The organism is Sulfurospirillum multivorans DSM 12446 (assembly GCF_000568815.1).
In the GTDB taxonomy this organism is placed as follows: Bacteria; Campylobacterota; Campylobacteria; order Campylobacterales; family Sulfurospirillaceae; genus Sulfurospirillum; species Sulfurospirillum multivorans.
In genome coordinates this window covers 2,932,477-2,951,860 of sequence record NZ_CP007201.1, presented here as the reverse complement: position 1 = coordinate 2,951,860, position 19,384 = coordinate 2,932,477, and the positions used below count along the sequence as shown (strand labels likewise).

General features: G+C 41.4%; 22 protein-coding genes and 1 pseudogene. 9 read left to right on the top strand and 14 right to left on the bottom strand.

Annotated elements, in window-relative coordinates; all coding sequences use genetic code 11:
- Positions 1 to 41: 41 nt before the first annotated feature.
- On the bottom strand, positions 42 to 707 hold the full coding sequence (locus SMUL_RS15285) for a nitroreductase (RefSeq protein WP_025346122.1): 666 nt from the start codon (positions 705 to 707) through the stop codon (positions 42 to 44).
- A gap of 134 nt (positions 708 to 841) precedes the next feature.
- Here SMUL_RS15285 and SMUL_RS15280 point away from each other — a divergent pair, with 134 nt between their 5' ends.
- Both SMUL_RS15280 and SMUL_RS15275 read left to right on the top strand, forming a co-directional pair.
- Positions 842 to 1,471: a LysE family translocator gene (locus SMUL_RS15280; RefSeq protein WP_025346121.1), complete on the top strand. Its 630-nt coding sequence runs from the start codon at positions 842 to 844 to the stop codon at positions 1,469 to 1,471.
- A 70-nt stretch (positions 1,472 to 1,541) separates the two neighbouring features.
- A complete protein-coding gene (locus SMUL_RS15275; RefSeq protein ID WP_025346120.1) occupies positions 1,542 to 2,741 on the top strand; it encodes a cation:proton antiporter in 1,200 nt (399 codons plus the stop codon).
- 52 nt (positions 2,742 to 2,793) lie between these two features.
- On the opposite strand, the gene SMUL_RS17730 is transcribed toward SMUL_RS15275, so the two are convergent.
- The 4 genes from SMUL_RS17730 to SMUL_RS15260 all read right to left on the bottom strand — a co-directional run bounded on the left by SMUL_RS17730 (position 2,794) and on the right by SMUL_RS15260 (position 6,180).
- Positions 2,794 to 3,138 (bottom strand): dicarboxylate/amino acid:cation symporter, encoded by a 345-nt coding sequence (locus SMUL_RS17730; protein WP_280938043.1) that lies wholly within the window; start codon positions 3,136 to 3,138, stop codon positions 2,794 to 2,796.
- Positions 3,074 to 4,030, bottom strand: a complete 957-nt coding sequence (locus tag SMUL_RS15270) for a dicarboxylate/amino acid:cation symporter (RefSeq protein ID WP_280938042.1) — start codon at positions 4,028 to 4,030, stop codon at positions 3,074 to 3,076. The genes SMUL_RS17730 and SMUL_RS15270 overlap by 65 nt, the downstream gene beginning before the upstream one ends.
- 451 nt (positions 4,031 to 4,481) lie before the next feature.
- Positions 4,482 to 5,567, bottom strand: coding sequence for a glycoside hydrolase family 3 N-terminal domain-containing protein (locus tag SMUL_RS15265; protein ID WP_038533549.1), 1,086 nt, complete (start codon positions 5,565 to 5,567; stop codon positions 4,482 to 4,484).
- Complete coding sequence (locus tag SMUL_RS15260; RefSeq protein WP_235674107.1) at positions 5,560 to 6,180, bottom strand: tRNA-uridine aminocarboxypropyltransferase; 621 nt, start codon at positions 6,178 to 6,180, stop codon at positions 5,560 to 5,562. Before SMUL_RS15260 ends, SMUL_RS15265 begins: the two co-directional genes overlap by 8 nt.
- A gap of 129 nt (positions 6,181 to 6,309) precedes the next feature.
- Between SMUL_RS15260 and SMUL_RS15255 the strand changes: the two genes are divergently transcribed.
- Both SMUL_RS15255 and SMUL_RS17835 read left to right on the top strand, forming a co-directional pair.
- Positions 6,310 to 6,603: a nucleotidyltransferase family protein gene (locus tag SMUL_RS15255; protein WP_025346117.1), complete on the top strand. Its 294-nt coding sequence runs from the start codon at positions 6,310 to 6,312 to the stop codon at positions 6,601 to 6,603.
- Positions 6,600 to 6,950: pseudogene (locus SMUL_RS17835) on the top strand (HepT-like ribonuclease domain-containing protein). Before SMUL_RS15255 ends, SMUL_RS17835 begins: the two are co-directional and overlap by 4 nt.
- An 84-nt stretch (positions 6,951 to 7,034) precedes the next feature.
- Here the strand turns inward: SMUL_RS17835 and SMUL_RS15245 are convergent.
- The 8 genes from SMUL_RS15245 to SMUL_RS15210 form a co-directional block, all read right to left on the bottom strand.
- A complete protein-coding gene (locus SMUL_RS15245) occupies positions 7,035 to 8,138 on the bottom strand; it encodes a GTP pyrophosphokinase (protein ID WP_025346116.1) in 1,104 nt (367 codons plus the stop codon).
- Between the two features lie 92 nt (positions 8,139 to 8,230).
- Positions 8,231 to 8,932, bottom strand: coding sequence for an ABC transporter ATP-binding protein (locus tag SMUL_RS15240; protein WP_025346115.1), 702 nt, complete (start codon positions 8,930 to 8,932; stop codon positions 8,231 to 8,233).
- 1 nt (position 8,933) lies between these two features.
- Positions 8,934 to 10,070, bottom strand: a complete 1,137-nt coding sequence (locus SMUL_RS15235; RefSeq protein ID WP_025346114.1) for an ABC transporter permease — start codon at positions 10,068 to 10,070, stop codon at positions 8,934 to 8,936.
- A complete protein-coding gene (locus SMUL_RS15230; protein WP_025346113.1) occupies positions 10,067 to 11,215 on the bottom strand; it encodes an efflux RND transporter periplasmic adaptor subunit in 1,149 nt (382 codons plus the stop codon). Before SMUL_RS15230 ends, SMUL_RS15235 begins: the two co-directional genes overlap by 4 nt.
- The gene (locus SMUL_RS15225) at positions 11,212 to 12,486 is read right to left on the bottom strand and encodes a TolC family protein (RefSeq protein ID WP_025346112.1); all 1,275 of its coding nucleotides are present in this window, start codon (positions 12,484 to 12,486) and stop codon (positions 11,212 to 11,214) included. The genes SMUL_RS15230 and SMUL_RS15225 overlap by 4 nt, the downstream gene beginning before the upstream one ends.
- A 68-nt stretch (positions 12,487 to 12,554) precedes the next feature.
- On the bottom strand, positions 12,555 to 13,214 hold the full coding sequence (locus tag SMUL_RS15220) for a Crp/Fnr family transcriptional regulator (protein WP_038533546.1): 660 nt from the start codon (positions 13,212 to 13,214) through the stop codon (positions 12,555 to 12,557).
- A gap of 82 nt (positions 13,215 to 13,296) precedes the next feature.
- The gene (locus SMUL_RS15215; protein WP_025346110.1) at positions 13,297 to 13,593 is read right to left on the bottom strand and encodes a c-type cytochrome; all 297 of its coding nucleotides are present in this window, start codon (positions 13,591 to 13,593) and stop codon (positions 13,297 to 13,299) included.
- Between the two features lie 252 nt (positions 13,594 to 13,845).
- Positions 13,846 to 14,586 carry a sulfite exporter TauE/SafE family protein gene (locus SMUL_RS15210; RefSeq protein WP_025346109.1) on the bottom strand — a complete coding sequence of 247 codons (741 nt, stop codon included), beginning with the start codon at positions 14,584 to 14,586 and terminating at the stop codon, positions 13,846 to 13,848.
- Between the two features lie 165 nt (positions 14,587 to 14,751).
- Between SMUL_RS15210 and SMUL_RS15205 the strand changes: the two genes are divergently transcribed.
- Both SMUL_RS15205 and SMUL_RS15200 read left to right on the top strand, forming a co-directional pair.
- Positions 14,752 to 15,045, top strand: a complete 294-nt coding sequence (locus SMUL_RS15205; RefSeq protein ID WP_025346108.1) for a putative quinol monooxygenase — start codon at positions 14,752 to 14,754, stop codon at positions 15,043 to 15,045.
- An 8-nt stretch (positions 15,046 to 15,053) separates the two neighbouring features.
- Entirely contained in the window at positions 15,054 to 15,809 is a 756-nt protein-coding gene (locus tag SMUL_RS15200; protein ID WP_025346107.1) for a nitroreductase family protein, read from the top strand.
- 59 nt (positions 15,810 to 15,868) lie between these two features.
- Here SMUL_RS15200 and SMUL_RS15195 read toward each other — a convergent pair whose 3' ends face one another.
- Positions 15,869 to 17,767, bottom strand: coding sequence for a methyl-accepting chemotaxis protein (locus SMUL_RS15195; RefSeq protein WP_025346106.1), 1,899 nt, complete (start codon positions 17,765 to 17,767; stop codon positions 15,869 to 15,871).
- A 262-nt stretch (positions 17,768 to 18,029) separates the two neighbouring features.
- Between SMUL_RS15195 and SMUL_RS15190 the strand changes: the two genes are divergently transcribed.
- The 3 genes from SMUL_RS15190 (at position 18,030) to SMUL_RS15180 (ending at position 19,313) form a co-directional block, all read left to right on the top strand.
- Positions 18,030 to 18,587 (top strand): hypothetical protein, encoded by a 558-nt coding sequence (locus tag SMUL_RS15190; RefSeq protein WP_025346105.1) that lies wholly within the window; start codon positions 18,030 to 18,032, stop codon positions 18,585 to 18,587.
- An 85-nt stretch (positions 18,588 to 18,672) separates the two neighbouring features.
- Positions 18,673 to 18,966 carry a nucleotidyltransferase family protein gene (locus SMUL_RS15185; protein ID WP_025346104.1) on the top strand — a complete coding sequence of 98 codons (294 nt, stop codon included), beginning with the start codon at positions 18,673 to 18,675 and terminating at the stop codon, positions 18,964 to 18,966.
- Positions 18,963 to 19,313, top strand: coding sequence for a HepT-like ribonuclease domain-containing protein (locus tag SMUL_RS15180; RefSeq protein ID WP_025346103.1), 351 nt, complete (start codon positions 18,963 to 18,965; stop codon positions 19,311 to 19,313). Before SMUL_RS15185 ends, SMUL_RS15180 begins: the two co-directional genes overlap by 4 nt.
- Positions 19,314 to 19,384: the final 71 nt, after the last annotated feature.

The following is a 19,384-nucleotide window of genomic DNA, read 5'->3' as shown; positions in this document are numbered from 1 at the left end:
ACGGTATTGTACTTGAAAATGGGTTAGATGCAAGAATGCGCTCAACGGTAGAATGTTACAAACGAATCAAGGCTAATGCGAGGCGTTCGGTAGCTGTTGATAAGCGCCTCTTTATCTTCATATCCGAGCGCCATACCGCAAAGCAGAAGCATGTTCTCTGGGGTGCCAAGTTCCTCTTTAACGATGCTTGGAAACTCAGCCAAAGCGGCTTGAGGGCAGGTTGCTAACCCTTTCTCCGTAGCGCTCAACATAACGGACTGCAAGAACATGCCATAGTCGAGATACGAGCCTTTTTCAAGGTTAGCGTCGATAAAAAAGTAGAGTACCACGGGTGCGTCAAATGCGCGGTAGTTGAGCTTCCATTGCTCGATTTGCCTTAATTTGTCCTCTTTTGAAATGCCCAGTGTGCTGTACATCAAAAGCCCTGTCTCTTTTCGGCGACTTTTATAGGGCTCTCCCCACGTGGACGGGTAGTACGCATAGTCCATGACCTCTTTGCGACCTTGCTCAAAAGCTTCGATGACTTTGGTTTCAAGTGTGTGTTTTTTTTCTCCACTGACGACGTACACGTGCCATGGTTGCATATTGACACCTGAGGGTGCGTGTTTGGCATCGTTTAAAATCGCTTCGATGAGTGTTGGTGAAACCTCTTGGGGTAAAAAAGCGCGTGAGGATTTTCGTGCTTTGAATGCTTCAGAGACAGTCATGACTTAACCTTTGCGTAAATTAATGTTTCATTGTACGAAACTTTCTTGAAATTAAATGAAACCGTTTAAAACTAACTTCTCTTTTTTAGAAAGAAGAGATGAGCTATAATGCCATTTTGTTTAAAGGATGTGACGTGGCTTCTGCAGTTGATTTTTCGATTATGGCGATTTTTCTTCCCACCTTCTTTTTTGTCTCGGTGACTCCGGGTATGTGCATGACACTCGCGATGAGTTTGGGCATGAGCATCGGGCTTAAGCGCACGTTTTACATGATGGCAGGCGAGCTAGTCGGAGTGGCGATTGTAGCGCTCTCTTCGGTCATTGGGGTCGCGGCGATTATGATCAATCATCCTGATATTTTTACGATTTTTAAATACGCAGGCGGGCTTTATTTGGGCTATTTGGGTGTGCAACTCTGGCTGAACCGTGGCAAGATGGCGCTTTCAAAAACGGAGTGTTCATCTACTATCTCCGCGACTTCTTTGGCACTTCAAGGCTTTATCACGGCGATTGCTAACCCAAAAGGGTGGGCGTTTTTCATCGCTCTTCTTCCGCCTTTTATCAACCAAACTAAGCCACTTATACCTCAGATATCCGTGCTTTTAGCCATTATTTTAACGCTTGAATTTGTCTGTATGATTATCTACGCGAGTGGTGGCAATACCTTGCGGATCTTTTTGCAAAAAGGCGACAATGTGAGGCTGATGAACCGCATCGCAGGGACATTGATGCTGGGCGTTGGGGTGTGGTTAGCGTTTGGGTAATCTTTACATGTAAAGAGTTTAGAGGATTGCTTTTGTCATAGTTGGTATCAAACTTTTGCTACAATGAGTGATGCAAATTCATGAATTTTTTTTAGCGCTTTTTCTCATTCTTATTGTCGCTCGGTTTCTAAGTGAATTATTTGCAAAATTTGGCATTCCCTCTGTTTTGGGCGAATTACTTGCAGGTGTACTCTTAGGCTCATCGGTTTTTGGTGTGATTACGCCGAATGAAGTATTGAAAATTTTAGCGGAGATTGGCATTATCTTGCTTCTGTTTGAAGTGGGGTTGGAAACCGACTTTAAAAGACTGAAAGATGCGGGACTTAAGTCGTTTATTGTGGCGATTTTAGGGGTGTTCCTTCCCTTGATCAGTGGATTTGTCACCGCATACTATCTGTTTGATCTATCGTTCAATATCGCCCTTTTTATTGGTGGAACATTGACGGCTACGAGTATTGGCATTACACTCAGGGTGCTTAAAGACATTCATATGGAGCAGACCAATATTGCTCAAATCGTCATTGGCGCCGCAGTGATTGATGATATTATAGGGATTATTTTATTGGTTTTTATTTACGATTTTTCAATGACGCATGAAGTAAGTTTTTACCACACGTTCTCTGTCAGTGCGATGGTGGTTTCATTTTTGATTTTAGCCCCCATTCTTGCCAAATTGCTTTCGTTTATGATTCATAAATACCATGCGCGCATGATGGTTCCGGGGTATCTTCCTACGATTATTATCGCGTTAATTCTCCTCTTTTCGTATTTATCGCATCTGGTTGGCGCCCCTGCTATTTTAGGTTCTTTTGCCGCAGGAGTGGCGCTTTCAAGACGTTTTTTTCTCCCTTTTGGTACCGCTTTAGGCTCGAATGAGCAGCTTTTAAACGATGTAAAAACCAATATGACGCCTATTATCCAAATTTTCACGCCCATTTTTTTTGTGATGGTGGGTCTGTCGATGGATTTACGTGTGATTGATTTTTCATCGTGGACGTTTTGGCTTCTGAGCATTAGTTTTAGTGCGATTGCTTTTTTGAGTAAGTTTGCAGGAGCGTTTTTTATCTTTCAAAAGTGCATTAAAAATAACGCTATTATCGGTGTTTCAATGATACCACGTGGTGAAGTTGGACTTATTTTTGCAGAGATGGGGCGTGTTAATGGCGTTCTTCCAAATGACATCTATGCCATGCTTATTTTTGTGATTGTAATGACAACCGTGATTCCACCGTTTATATTGAAGCGTTATTTTACAATGGAGTGTACTTAATCTAACGTTTACATGTAAGGAAAAATCCTTACATGTAAACTATTAAAGTGGTCTATTCGACGTTGTCTTGGTTGTAGATTTTCTCATCAAGCTCGCCTTCGCTTTGAGCCACGAGAACCGCTGTCATCGCATCTCCTGTAACGTTCACCGTGGTGCGTGCCATATCTAAAATACGATCAATTCCTGCGATAATGGCAATCCCTTCTAATGGTAAATTTACCGAAGTTAAAACCAATGAAAGCATGATAAGTCCAGCACCGGGAACACCTGCTGTACCGATAGAGGCAAGCGTTGCGGTGAGGATGATGGTCATGTAGTTTGCAAAAGTAAGATCAACGCCAAAGGCTTGCGCCACGAACATCGCACAAATACCTTGGTAAATCGCGGTTCCATCCATATTGATGGTCGCACCCAGTGAGTGGCAGAACAAAGCTTGCGATCGGCTTGGAAACACCCAGATTATGGATAGCATTACTGGTTGTTATGGGAAGAGTTCCTGAGCTACTGGTAGTGGTAAATGCAACCGTTTGCGCCGAAGCAACACCTTTGAAAAACGTGATAGGGTTGAGCCTTGCGAGCAAAGCAATTCCTCCGCCCATCGTCAGTGCCATGTGAATGATCGATGCAATGTAGACACATGCGATGACTTTGGCAAGGCTAATGAGCACATCAATTCCATACGACGCAGAAACCCATGCCATCAAACCAAAAACACCGATAGGTGCAAATGAGATGACGATTTCTGTCATTTTGAACATCACTTCGGAAAAAGAGTCAAAAAAGGCCGCGACGGGTTTGCCTTTTTCGCCTGCTAGGCTGATGGAAATGCCTAAGAAAATAGCAAAAAAGATAATTTGTAAAATGTCGCCTTTCGCGAGGCTTTCGACAGGATTTGTGGTAATAAGTGCTAAGAGTGTATCGATAAGCGGTGGTGCTTTTTTCGCTACAACAGCCGCTGTGTTATTCAGTGCGACCCCAGCGCCTGGCTCAAAGAAAATACCAAAGGCAAGACCAATTGCTACGGCAATCGCGGTGGTCACTAAGTAGATTGAAAATGTTTTGAGACCAATGCGACGCATTTTGCTCAAATCTTCCATCGACGTGATGCCCGTTACCAATGTGGCAAAGATGAGAGGAACAATCAACATTTTGATGAGGTTAATAAAGAGCGTTCCTAGAGGCTTAAGCATGAGTGCTACGTCTTTGAACAGAAGTCCGACGATGAGACCCAAACAGAGTCCTATGAAGATCTTTTTCCACAGAGCCATGTGTTTCCACCATGAGATCATTTTTATTCCTTGTGATAAGATGCGTGCATTCTAAAAATACAAAGCGACTTCAAAGCGACATTTTTGAGAAATACGACGTTTTTGAGAGACAAACGTACCTTTTTGACACACTTAAATGTAGCGAAACGTGACACAGTTTCTTTTTGATACAGTTTAGTGTAAAGAAACGTTACAAAAGCACCGAGCTTAACCCTTAGTTACGTTGAGATTTTTAAGTATTTTTTAAAAAACAAATCGTGAAGTTATAACGAAAGTGGTCTAAAAGAGGGGTTAAATGGTTTACATGTAAAGAAAAATCCTTACATGTAAACATTAAAGTTCTTGCAGAACTCTTGATACGTCTTTAAAGCAAAGCTCTAAAGACGATGTTAATACGAGGTTTTCCTCGGCAGAATGCCCACGCACTTTTAGTGCTTTTACTTCTTGTAAATTGAGTTTTACAAGAAGTCTATTAAAGTGGTAATCTTGCAATGCGTTCATTGGCTTCAAGGATGCGTGCAAGCGGAATTTTACCGCTTTTAATTTGTGAAAAAATGGTCTCAACGATGGCATTAGTTTGTGTTTTTGAGAGCTGGTTGCCAAAAAGAAGCATATCGATGCCTGAATTGATCGCCAAGGTGACTGTCTCTTTGAGGGTGTAATAGTTTGCAATCGCTTCCATTTGCAAATCATCACTTATGAGCACGCCATGGTAGTGCATTTTGCCTCTCAAAAGTGTGGAATTGATGGCATATGAGAGCGTTGCGGGGTAGGTGTCATCGAGTTTTGCGTTATAAACATGCGCAGACATGATCATCGAAACAGTATTGGTATTGATGAGATTTTGGTAAGGCTCTAGCTCTTTTTCGCTCCACGTTTGTGTGACATCGACAAAGCCTTGATGCGAATCGCCCAGAGAAGATCCATGCCCAGGAAAGTGCTTGAGTACGCTGATAACGCCTTTGCTTTTAAGCGCATCACTAAAAATTTGAGCGTACTGTGTCACCGCCTCACTCTCTTTTCCATAGGAGCGCTCTAGCCCAACGATCACTCTGTTTTCAGCGTTGATCGCCAAGTCGACTACGGGACCAAAGTCGCAGTTGATGCCGTATTCTTTTAGCATCTGCGCCATCTGCGTGTAGCGTTCTTTGGCATGTTCGAAGGAGCTTTTGGAGAATGAAAAAGCGGAAGGAAATTCGCTAAATCCATCACGTTTTTTGAGCCTCGCAACCTTTCCACCCTCTTGATCAATCGAAATCAGCAGCGGCTTTTGCGCATAGTGTTTGAGTTGTTTGGTCAGCTCTTGCAGCTGTGCAGGAGAGCTAATATTTTTTATCCGTTCTCTCTCTTTATAAAATCGATCAAATAAAATAACCCCACCCAGTTCATAGGTTTGAAGCTCTTGAACGATAGCACTTTGCGCATCAATCGTCGCATCATCAAAACCAATGACGAGCATGCGTCCGATCATCTTTTTTAAAACAGCATCCTCTGGCATCGCCTGAAGGGGAAGGGAATAGAGTGTCAAAAATAGGATAAAGGAGATAATGTTACGCATCAACAGCCTTTGATTTTTTGGGCTTAAACCTCACCGCTTGATGCAATGGGTTTTGGATGCACACTAATTGATAATGAATCATCGCGTGAAACGGAGTGAGAAACGCTTCTAACTGCTCGTGTTTTATCGTCTCGATCTGCCACTGACTCAGAAGCTCTAAAACCGTGAGTGTGGACTCAATGGTTGAGAGACAGTACTCCAGCGGCTGCTCTTTGATCTTAAACTCTGAACGCTTGGTAGAATCAAAACTGATGTGCGCCAGAGCGTGCAAATTCTTACTTTCACGCATCATTTTAAGCGAACACGCCCACGTCGAATCAATGAGAAAAATCGCCATGGGCTTTTTTACATGTAAAGATGTTTCAGCGAGCGGATTTTGATGGCTGAGGTTGATAGCATGAGAGGATGGGTAGAGAATGAAACTCTCATACGCCTCGATAATTTCGTTAATGCGCGCATTGTCACTAAAGTCGATACCCATAAAAAGCTCAGAGTTTGGAAGCGATAAATGCGTCAAATGCCCCGTACCATTTTTGGTTTTTTTAAACTCTTTGGGGTGCATCAAAACGATGAATTTAGTGTGCGTTTCTATGGGGCAAATATGGCCGCACATACACGAGCTTTTGGGTCTATGACATTGATAACATTTTGCTCTATCACCGTAAATTGTTTGCATAACGCGGATTATACCAACTTATAGGCTTTTTTGGTACAATAAAGTCAAAATTGAAGGAGGGCTTCCATGAGTGAAAAAGAGCTGATTTTGCAAAAATTATCTGCTTTAAAAGCACAATTTGCTGGGCATTATCACATCACATCACTCGCCCTTTTTGGCTCAACGGCACGAGGTGAAGCGACTGAAAAAAGCGATATTGATCTTCTCGTTGATTTCTCGCAAACACCTGATTTGTTGACCTTTATCGAACTCGAAGAAAAACTCAAAAGCGCATTGGGTAAAAATGTTGATTTAGTGCCTAAGCGAAAACTTCGAGCGGAGCTCTGCCAAAACATCCTCAAAGAGGCGATTGCGGTATGAAACGCAATTATCTTTTGTATCTGGATGACATCCTTAAAAGCATTCACAAGATAGAAGCTTTTACTTCGGGCTACGACTTTGAACACTTCAAGGCTGATGATAAAACGGTGAGTGCTTGTGTGCGTGAACTCGAAGTCATCGGTGAAGCCACCAAACAAATTCCTGATGAAATAGCCTCAAAATACCTTTAAATTCCATGGTCACTCATGGCAAAAATGCGCGACAAACTCATTCACTGGTACTTTGAAATCGACGAAGAGATCGTTTGGAAAGTGATTACTGAGCAGTTCCCTCTACTTAAAACTCAAATAGAGGTGATGAAAAAAGAGTTAGAAGAAGAAACTTAAATTCGTTTGTATGATTTTGATGTTTCTAAAAAATAAAATAGGCTAAATTCTATACAAAATCTTTACATGTAAAGATTTTCACCTTCACTTATTACGCGTAATTTCCTTATAGATTTTCAAAGCCAAAGCCACTGCTTCTTCTTTTTCGTGAGCAGAAAGACTTGGGAAAAATGCTCCGAGTCCCTCTTTGTGGTTGGTTTCTAAAAACTCGATCATCAAAGCGTAACCGATGATGAAACCATCTTTTTGCTCGAAATTTTCACGAAATCGCTCCAGCAATTTACCTCTCGCATGTGCCCATTTGACGATGAATTGTTTGATGAGCTTTTTGTTTTTTTGAATGGAGTTTTGAACTTCCAATATCTCTTTATAGGTTGTAAACGTGTTGATAATATTTAAAAAAAGGCTGATGTTTGCCGCTTGCATCTGCTCTGAAAAAGCAATGGATGTGAGCTCTAGTTTTTCGATAATGTAGGCTTCTATCTCTTCAAGATCGTTTGATTGTTCGATGAAAAGTTTGAGGCTTTCGGCGTTAATGTCGATGTTTTCAAACCCCTGTTTAGAGATGGTTTCAACGTAATTATGGATGTCAAGTTTGAGTCTGCTAAATTCATCATCGGCAATTTCAAGAATGCTCGCTATGCGTGAGAATTTTCGACGGAACTCCCTAGGAACGGCGATGTTCGACTTGTAGCCTATGTCGTGTTCTATCTCCGCCCATGCGTGTTGGAGAATGGTTCGCACTTGGATTTCAAATTTGAGATTTTTGTAGTTTTTATACTCTCTAAGCTGTGCCCTTTCATCGTTGATGGAGCAGATGATGTGGTAGGAGAGGTAGCCAAAACGGTCAGGGTCTAAGATTTTCTTTTTGTCGATGGAATTGACTTCGTCTATTTTGAACTCTTTAAAGATCAGATTGACAATTTTTTCAACATCGATTTCAAAGTAGCTGATGATGCGACACCCCACAATATCGGTGATCTCGTCCAGGTTTTGGTACTTGTTTTTACCGTCAATTTTTTTCGACAAACTGCTTTTTTCTTTGACACGGTTTTCGATGGAGTGGTACGAGATGTTCTCTTGGTCTAGGAGTTCTTTGAGTAAGATGTCCATTTTGTCGCTAAAGCTTTCATACTGCTTGAGCTCTTTTTCAAACTCGGCGATGAGATGATGTTTGTTGTTTTCCAAAAGGACTCCTTGCCTATGATCGATAAAATTATTTTATAGTATAGGAGCTTAAGATCATGTGCATAGTTTGGTACCTTTTTAAGGCAAAATATTTATTTTAGCTCTTCGCTCACAAACCCATCATTCACACGAATAATTCGATCAAATAACGGAATCATCCGTTCATCATGCGTGACGACCAAGATAGCAACGTCTTGTTCGGTGGCAAGTTTTTTAAGTAAATGCATCACCGAAAGGGCACGTTCGCCGTCCAAGGCGGCGGTTGGCTCATCGGCTAAAATGATTTTTGGATTATTGGCGAGCGATCTAGCGATGGCCACGCGTTGACTCTGCCCGCCTGAAAGTTGTGAGGGCATCGCGGTGAGTTTGTTCCCCACACCCAAATACTCCAACAGCTCTTTCGCTTTGAGCGTCGCTTCTTTGGGGTTGGTTTTATTCATCAGCGGAACGAGCGTTATGTTCTCTTCGACGTTTAAAAAGGGGATGAGATTGTGCGATTGGAAGATAAAGCCGATCTTTTGACGGCGTAATTTCCGTGTATCGCTGATGCACCAGTGTTGATCATATATGAGTTCACCATCCAGATATAATTTCCCCTGCGTTGGTTCCGTGATGCAGCCTATCATGGTGATAAGCGTTGTTTTTCCCGAACCACTGGGGCCTAAAAGCGCAACGGTTTCTCCCTTGAAAATTTCAAATGAGCATTCTTTAATGGCCATAACAGCATTTTCACCTTTTCCATAGGTTTTTGAAAGCTGTTCTACTTTAATGACACTTGGATGTGATGATGGCATATTACCCTCCAATGGCGCTAGCAGGATCAATTTTGAGCGCTGAACGCACGCCAAAAAGTGAACCTAGGATACTCACGATGATGACAATCACCAAAAGGCTGAACGCATCAGCACTCATTAAAATAGTTCGTTTGGGAAATAAATCCATTAAATTGTGTGAGAAAATCATGCCGGCGATAAACGATAAGATCCCTAAAAGAACGGATTGTTGCACAATCATTTTGACAATCTCTCCATTGGAAGCACCGATGAGTTTTAAAATGGCGATTTCCTTGATTTTGCCCATAGTCATGGTGTAAATAATGAGTGAGATAATCACGGAAGCGACGAGCAATAAAATCACGGTAAACATGCCGATCTGTTTGGCGGAACGTTCGATGAGATTTTTGGTTAAGAGCGAGGATTGTTCCTCTTGGGTAAAGACCTTGACATGTTTCCATCGTTCGATTTCTTGCCCGATTGCTTTGAGATCCGCACCTTCTTCCACGGTTGCAATGACTGCGTTGATGGTTGTTGTGTCGGTTGCTTTAGTACCTCTGGCACGATCATTGCGAATTTGTTCATTGCTCGATAAAAATTGAAGTTTTTGTGCATCAGGCAGTGAAAAATAGACCATCAAATCGCCGCTAGACGAGACTGCATCTTTTGTGATGCCGACGACATTAAAAACATCTCTACCAATGACAATTTCATCATGCAATTTAAATCCCGTTTTTTTATCAACGATCATTTCAAAATGATTTGCAAGAATCGGTCTGCCTTCTACAAGAAGATGCGGTGTGTAAAAAGAATGAATATCATACCCCATCGCAAAAACGCGTATGGGCTGATTGTTGCGGTAAAGCTGAAGGTTTTGAAAGGTAAGGGCTGAGACATCTTTGATGCCTTCAAAGGCTTTGATTTGGTATTTGACATCTTCATGCAAGCGCGAATTTTCAGCAAAAGGACCTAATGTGTCTTGTTGCGCAATCCATAATTGGGCTTGGGTGTCTTTGAGTAAAACATTGGCATCATCCACCAACCCTCGATAAACCCCAATCATAATTAAAACAACGCCCAAAAGCATTCCAATGCCTGCAGATGTTGTGAGAAATTTACCCAGAGAATGAGCGATGTCTCTTTGTGCTAAACTAATCATAATTTAATCCGCATACCTTCCGTTATATCGCGTCCCGCAGGTACAAGAATGGTGTCTTTCTCCGTTACGCCTTCGGTGACTATGATGAGACCATTGGCACTGATTGTCTGAAAACTTAGCGGTTTAAAATGTGCATGTCCCTCGTTGGCAAGCCAAACACCTTTGACACCTTGATGTGTTGTAAGCGCTAAAAGCGGAAGGGTTAAGACACGGGTATGCTGTGCCAGCTCAATCGTCGCTTCCGCCCGTTCTCCCACGTAAAGAGGGTGTTGTGGCTGATCAAACGCAATGTCAACCTCTCGCTCTTCTGTGATGCGATCACTCTCGAGCCCAATGCGCGCGATGTGCCCACGATAAGGCGTTGAAGAGTGTGAACGTAGGGTAATAGAAGCAGATTGGCCTACATGTAACGTTCCGCTTTGTCGTTCATTGATGTAGATTTTGACCCAAATGGCGTTGGGATTGATCAGCCGAAAGACGGGTGAGCCCGAAAGAACCGTACTTCCCACTTCGGCATCACGAGAAAGAACCACCATGGTCTCAGGGGCTTTGAGCGTAAGATCTTCAATTTTAGCGTTGCTGTTTTTTACCAGAGCCTCATTGCGCGCGATATCTGCTTGCATAAGACTCACTTGCCACGTTGCATTTTCCATTTGAGCTTTGGCGCTTTGTTCGGCTGAAAACGCCGTATCTAACTCCGCTTGTGCCACGAAACCTTCTGAAATGAGATGTTGATAGCGAATCAGTGTTGTATGCGCTAGCGTATATTTGGCTTCCAAATCTTTAAGGAGACTTTGTTGGGAAAGCAGTGACATCTGGCTTTTTTTCATCGCCATCAAAGCTTCTTCTTTGGATGCGAGCAGATCCGAAGGATCCATCACCGCAAGCGCCTTCCCTTTCACAACGATTTCGCCTTGATCGGCAAAAAGAGAGAGCACTTTGGCTGTTGTTTTAGGTGCTAAAACAATCATCTCTTTCGCTTCTATCGTTCCAACCCCAAACGCTGTTTCATTCACATCTTGAACAATGGGTGAGATCGAAGCAAATGTAATTTTGGGTAGATACACTTTAAAATAAAAAAAGCTTCCAATCGCCATAATCGCCACTAAAATCAATGTATTTTTCATAACAGATGCCCTGTTCATAGGGAAGCTCCTTTGGGAATAAGTCTTTTAATATGGGCTAAAGAGGCTATTTTTTGCAACATAGCGGCACTTTGAGCAATGGTGGCATTGTCGTAAGCATGTTGGGCTTCAAGCACTTCAATGTACGTGGCTAACCCCTCTTTGTAACGCCCTTGGGTAATGGCAACGGTTTTGGAAAGCGCCTGTGCTGCCATTTGCTTAGCCTCAATGGTTGTATCTAATCGTTTTGTATCTAAAATGGCTTCATACAACTCTTGCCAAAGCGTTAATTCACGCGCTCGCAATGCTTCTTCTGCCACTAAAATACCGACTCTATCTTTTTCGATTTGATGGGAAATCCTCCCGCCGGTTAAAAGAGGAATGGAGGCTTTAATGCCAATTTGATTGCTTGAATAAGAGGAGATGGAGGTATCACTACCCAAAGAACCCGCGAAAAGAATGGTGCCATAATTTTCTGCTTTGGATGATTCATAGAGTGATTGACTTTGCTTGATTTTAGCGCCTAAGGCTTCAAGTTCAGCGTTATACTCTTTGAGCATCTGTCGCCACTTGGTATCGGGGAAAGAGGGTAACGTGGTGTGCGAAAGTGCTGTAAAATCATCTTCAATACGAATGTCCTGTTCTAAAAAGCCAGTGAGCATGCTCAGTAAATGGGTATATTTACGCTCTTCATTGCGACTGGTTTCCAGTAAATCTTTGGCGTCCAGCAACGAAGCATAAAAACGTTCGCTATCGGCTTCGGTTTTGAGTCCCACAGTTTTCATTTGACGCGATTGATCGTAGAGTGCTTGGTAAAAGGCAAGAGAGAGGGCATTGGCCGTGTTGACGCGTTGAAGGTATGCCAACGAATAGTACGCTTGCCAGACTTTTTCACCCAGCAATGCTTTGGCATTTTCATTCAGTGCTAAAGCAGACTCTGCATCTTGTTGTGCCGCATTTATGCGTTTTTGTGTACGACCAAAATCCCACAACGTATAGGTCATCGTCACATCTAAATGCGTTGAAAAATGATCCCGTGTTACAAAATTGCCATTGTTTTGTAAAACGAGTGTTTTGGTGGGGTAATATTCCGCATTCACGCTAAGCTCAGGATAGGTGGCCGCTTTTGTGATGCCAAGCGTTTCATATGCCATGTTTAATTGATACAGCGCGAGTTTAGCATCGGGATGCGTTAAAAGCGTAGCATCAATCGCTTCTTGCAGTGAAAGTGTTTTTCCAAACAGCGTTTGCAGTGTCAAAAAGATTAAAATAACGGTTCGCAATAATGTCATTATAAGCTCTCCTATCTTTTACTCTAAGGCATTATACATTATGCCATTTGTCCTTGACTTGATATGAATCAATTTTGCACAATGGTACGATAATAGGTTTGAAGAGCTTCTTTTTTTTGTAAAGTGATGATGTGCTTTGTGTCAATATGTATAAATCCTAAAGATTTAAATTTTGAAAGCATGCGTGAGAGTGTTTCGGGTGTTGTATTGAGGATGGAAGCTATTTCGATTTGTTTAAGTGTTTGAACAATGGTTTCATGTTCGAGTAAAAATTTTGCAACTTTCGCTTCGGTATTGGTACTAATTTCATTATGAATGACATTTAAAAAAACTCTTTGTTTTTTTATGAGAGATTGGATGATATAAAGGTTTAAGATAGCATTGTTGAGCATCTCTTTTTGAATAGGAAAAAAATTGATTTTAAGCACTTCTCCTTCGGTGACAAATTGCGCGGTGTTAGGATAAGGACTCTTGGCATACAAAGCGTAATCTCCAATAATTTCCCCAGACTGTGTCAAAAAAAGAATGAAAACGTGGTTTGCTTTGGCGGTTGTTTGATACACTTTAAGCGTACCTTTTAGAAGAATGTAAAGATACTGTGGTGTTTCGCCTTCGTAAAAAAGTATATCACCCGATGTGTATTTTTTCAGCGTACAATATTTTTTTATTTTTTCAAGTTCAGTGCGATTGAGATGTGAGAAATAAGGAAGATTTTCAATACGAATCATTGTCTAGTTTTCCGAGAAACAATCAGTGAATCTACGCAGATAAGAAGAAGCAAACTCTACTTCTTCTTATCGGTACAGGTGACTATTTGTAAGAAGCGATGGTCGCTGCAACTGCTTTTAAATCATCATCACTGAGACCTGAAGCGATAGGTTTCATAACGCCTTTCATTGCGCCACCTTCGCCATTTTTATAACCATTGACAGAAGCGATGATTTTTTCTGCATCCCATCCCGCAATAATTTGAGATTTGTTGAGTGCTGCTTTAGATGCTTTATCCCCGTGACAGGAGAGACACTTTGCTTTATAAATTTCAGCACCGTCTGCCGCAAATAGAGTTGAAACAGAAGCGAGGAGTAAACCTAAAAGAACTTTTTTCATAACGTTTCCCTTTTTGGATGAACTTTTAAAAATATATAATAAATAGAAAATTATGTCCTTGACGAATATCAATATTGATCCAAATTAAGCATAACCTTTGTACAATAAATGCGTAGTAACCAACTTCAAAAAGGAGAGACCATGGCAAAAAGTAAAGATATGAAAAAAGAAGTCAAGAAGAAACCCGAGAAGTCGCTCAAAGAGAAACGCGAAGAAAAAAAAGCGAAGAAGTCCTAGTTATCTAGGGCTTCTTTAGCTGACTGCTTTAAAGATCAGCACGACACTGCTCACCACAACCATCCCCAATGCTATTTTTTTGAAAATTTCCGCATTAATACGGTGAAACAACTTTCCCCCCAGATAAAATCCTATAGCCAATGCCGGAATAGAAAAAAGCAAGATGACCCAGAGTTCTTGTAATTTGAGGGTGCCTGCTATGTACGACAAAATGATCGAGACGAGATTGATCAGTAAAAAATACCGCGTCAAATTGCCTCTTAAAACACGTGCATGTTCTTCTGCTTTGGCGTTGAGATAATATAAAATAATCGGTGGCCCATTGAGACTCGTGGTCGTCGCCAAAAAACCACTCAATCCGCCCGCGATGGCTTTTGCAAACGTATGATGACGAATCGTGACGTGATAGTTTTTCCACAAAAGGAACGTAAAAATAAGTAAGATTCCGCCCATAAAGAGTTTCAGCAGATCGACATTGATGACACGCAGACAATACGCCCCAAGCATCGCCCCTAAAATACTCGTGATCAAAAAAGGCGAGATCGCTTTAAAACTACCATCATGATGCGTTGTTTTCAGCATCATCAGTCGTATGATAAGACCGGTCAGCATGGTGATCATCACCGTATCTTTGGGGTCTAACACAAGGGCTAAAAGCGGTGCTGTTATGATCGCATAACCAAATCCAGTCGTGGTTTGTAAAAAGCTTGAAAGGATAAAGACCGCAAATATATACCATTCTATCAACACTTCCATCGTCTCCTTTGCGTCGATACGACACGAATAGAACATTATAACAAAGTAGATGAAGTTTACATGTAAAGAAGAAATGCTATTTTTCTCTTACATTCCAAAAGTATCGTAAGAGTATTTTAAGTGCATAACTTCTATACTTTGCAGATAACTTAAAAAAGAGAGCAGATGAAAAAAATCGTTTTAATCGCAACCGTCGTTTTGAAAGAGTCCAAAAGTGAAGGTGTTTTGGAGGCGCTAACCACGTTGCATAAAGCAACCCATCAAGACGATAAAGGCTGTTTGCAGTACGATGTGCATCAAGATATCGAACAAGAAAACACCTATGTTTTCATTGAGACGTGGGAGAGTGAAGCACTTTTGGCGGCGCATATGGAAAAAGAGCACTTTAAAGTGTATAAAGCATTTATGGGTGATAAAATAGAGCGCATGTCGCTTCAAAAATTAGAAAAAATCTTATAGGAGAAACAATGGAAAATCCAACGATCAAACAACTGCAAAATCGAAAATCCATCCGCCAATTTACGGGTGAAGTGATCAGCGATGAGCACTTAGAGCTTATCTTTAAAACGGCTCAACGTGCTCCAACGTCCATCAACGCGCAACAAATAAGCCTCGTTTACACACGCGATAAAGCCAAACTCAAACAGATTTCCGAGTTGTGCAACCATCAAGCGCACATTGCCACAGCCGATGTTTTTGTCGGCATTGTCATCGACTTTAATCGCACAAATATCATTACCGAGAGCATGGGCAAAAAACACGTCATCGAGCAGAGTGCCGAGGGAATTATGGTCGGGGCTGTCGATGCGGGCATCATGCTCATTCACCTTCAAGTCGCCGCCGAAGCGTTGGGATACGGCACAACCTGTATCGGCGCGGTGCGTGAAAGTTCCGACACGATGGTAAACCTCTTCAATCTTCCCCCAAAAACGTTCTTAGCCGTAGGATGTACCATCGGCGTTCCAACACAAGATGCTAAAAATGCACCGCTTAAACCACGCGTTGCACTCGAGAGTTTTGCGATGGAAGATAGCTACGATAGCGAAAAAGTGAAAAAAGGCGTGTTGGAGTATGATAAAACCTTTAAAGCCTTCAGAGACGCAACCGGAAGCGGCTCAATGCCTACTTACGCGGAGATTACCTCAAAGGCGTATTCGAGCATTTACTACCGAAAAACAGGCAAAGTTTTGATGGCTCAGGGGTTTGTGTTTAAGGACGAGTAGCCTTCGATCGTTACATGTAAAAGAGAGTGGACAAGCCATTTGCTTGTCCAGAGTGTAAATTATGATTTAAACTTCGATAATTCATGATTGAGTGTTTCCGTGAGTTCATGAAGGTGCTCACTCGCTCCTGCGATCTCTTCGACACTACGTGTATTGGTATGGGTCAATGTACTAATTGCTTCGATATCTTTGGTAATGGCATCAATCTGATTGGATGTATCGATGTAGTCTTGAATGGTTTTTTGCGTGTTGGTGATGGTACGTGCAAGAACGGTTGCCACTTCTGAAACATTGGACTGGACATTGATGGAAATGCCAGAGATTTTAGTGATATTTTCAGAGTTAGTATTCATCTCAACACTGACATCATTGATGGATTGTGTGACAACATTGATGGTCGCATTGATCTCGACCAAGGACTTTTGCGTACGCTCAGCTAGTTTGCGTACTTCATCCGCAACCACTGCAAATCCTCTTCCATGTTCTCCCGCTCTTGCTGCTTCAATGGCGGCATTGAGTGCAAGAAGATTGGTTTGATCGGCGATGTCATTGATGACATTAAGGACGTTTTTCACTTCATTGGTATTATCACTCACAAGAGTGAGTTTATTCGCAAGTTCGATTTCGTTGTGGGCGGTATTTTGAAGAAGACTTGAGAGGTTGGAGACATTTTCTTCGACTTTATTAAGGCTTTGTGTGACCTCATGTAATTCATTTTTAGAGCTTTCTGCACTATGTCTAGATTCTCTCAAATAGGCTTTTAATGAAGTAGTTTCCGTGGTGGTTTTAGTCACGATAAGCGTTTCTTCTTCAGCACGTTTACCCACATCAATCGCAGAGATAGAGAGCTCATGTGCCACGGAAGCATTTTCCGCACTGTTTATTTTTGCCGTTGTAATGATGGTATGAATTTTATCGATGAAGAGATTGATGTTTTGACTCATCTTGCCTAACTCATCTCTTGAATGTATCATAAGGCGTTGTGTCAAATCACCATCATTGCTAGAAAGGTTTTTGATGACATCATTGAGTCTCTCCAGAGGCTTAAACTGCGCATTGAGAATAAACCACAACAGAATAAGCGAAAGCCCAAGCAGAATATTTCCAGAGATAGTTAACGTGATGAACATCTGATCGATAGCTTTGAAAGCAACGTCTTTGTCTATGGTCACAAAAATAATCCAGCTATTTTCTAGCTTATTGAAAACTAATACTTTATCTTTTCCGTTGCTTGCTTGATAGTTATAAATGCCTTCAGGGCTATTTTTGACAAGAAGCTCAAGATTCTTAAGCGACTCATTGGCGTCATACAGCACTTTCCCAATTAATTTTGGATCAGGGTGAACATTTCTTTTTCCCATAGCATCGGTTGCAAAGGCATAACCACCTTCAAATTTTGTCGCGTTAATCTTCTCCATCACTTGGGTCAAGTAGACATCATTGGAAACAACACCTGTGAACACGCCATTTACAAATACAGGTGTGGCGATGGAAATAGTAGGTTGTCCTGTGGTGGCATCGGTATAAACATCGGTGAGGACAGATTTTCCTTCCGCTTTTGCCTTGATGTACCACGGTCGTTTCCTAGGATCATACCCCTCTTCCTGTTTCGTTTGGTCACTGTACACCATCAAACCATTCTCTTCCACACCCATGTATGCTACGGTAGCTTTAGTCTTTTTAAACGCTGTTTGAAGGTAAGGTTTTATCGTAACATTTGTAAATTCAGGCAAGTGGGCAATGTCTTCCGCGGTTGTCTCTAGGACGATTTTTTGAGCATCAAACCACGAATCAATCTCCAGTTTTAACGCATGTGCTTTGGCTAATTGTGTCTGTTCTATCTCTTGCCGTAGGTCTTGTTTGAGATTGATAAAACTTAACATTCCAAAAATGAAGAGAGATGCTCCTAAAAATAGGCCTGCGGATACGATGATTTTTTGCTTAAATCCAAGATGCATATTGTTCCTTTAATTGACGCAATCGTACAATTTTTTACACAATAATACTGAGTGGAAATTACCAAAATATTACATCATCTTATACTTTATGAGTAATTTTATGACGTAAATTAAAATAATAAAGAGAGTTATCAATAAACTTTTTTCGTTGGGAATCGAGTAGAAAAGTTTATCGTAAGGTTTAGAGCGAGCATGATTTTTAGCATTGTATGGAATAATTGAGTTATGATAGAGGGAAGATAAACGAGCTATTGGAGAAAAAATGAGACGATTTTTAATGCGAATCTCTTTTGGGCTGATCCTTGCAAGTCTTGTGTTAAATGCTGTTTTGGTAGTGCTGTTTTCCTGGACCTATACCGCCCTCACGCAAGAGACACTCGTTGCAACAGTTTACTTTACCAAACCCTACGATAGCAGTGGTTTTCATATCGCGCATTTGAATGGCGAAAATGGCAAAGTGGTTGGAGATTTTAAGATCTATGGTGAACAGTGGCGCATCGATGCTAAATTTATGAAAATGAAATACTGGTCAACACTTCTAAAACTGGACTCACGCTACGTTTTAGAGCGCTTTGAAGGGCGCTATAAAAAAAGCGAAGATCAAAACACTCAGCAAAAACTCTCACACGATCTTGGCGAAAACACATTGCTAGACCGCTTCACGCTGCTTGGCTGGAACCCCTTTGTCGATATCGAATACGGAAGCTCCGTCTACCAAGAAATCACGCTCAACCAACGCTTTGAAATCTACAAAACCCCAACAGGCTTTGTGATACGAAGAGTTCCTTTGGCTGTAGATGCTCATACAATTCAGAAATGATTTTTAGCTTTACATGTAAAGCTAACATTATCGAAGTAATAGACTTTTTTGGTACAATAAAATTAAAAATTTAGGGGAAGAAAAGATGAGTGAAAAAGAGTTGATTTTGCAAAAATTATCTGCTTTAAAAGCTCAGCTTGCATCAAATTATCACATCACATCATTGGCTCTTTTTGGCTCAATGGCACGAGATGAAGCAACCCAAAATAGTGATGTGGATGTGCTCGTTGATTTTTCACAAACACCTGATTTGTTAACCTTTATCGAACTCGAAGAAAAACTTAAAATCGCATTGGGTAAAAATGTCGACTTAGTCCCCAAACGAAAACTCCGCGCCGAACTCTCCCAAAGCATTCTCAAAGAAGCGATTGCGGTATGAAACGCAATTATCTTTTGTATCTGGATGACATTCTTAAAAGTATTCAGAAGATAGAATCTTTCACCTCTGGCTATGACTTTGAACGCTTCAAGGCGGATGATAAAACAGTCAGTGCGTGTGTACGCGAAATAGAAGTCATCGGCGAAGCCACTAAACAAATTCCCGATGAAATAGCCTCAAAATACCTTCAAATCCCTTGGTCTCTCATGGCAAAAATGCGCGATAAACTCATTCATTGGTACTTTGAAATCGATGAAGAGATTGTTTGGAAAGTGATTACCGAACAGTTTCCAATGCTTAAAACTCAAATAGAAATGATGAAAGAAGAGTTGGTGGAAAGGAACTAAACGTTAAACTCTATCCTAAGTTTCCGCTAAAATACCCCTCCAAAAAATCTTTACATGTAAAGCAAGGAATT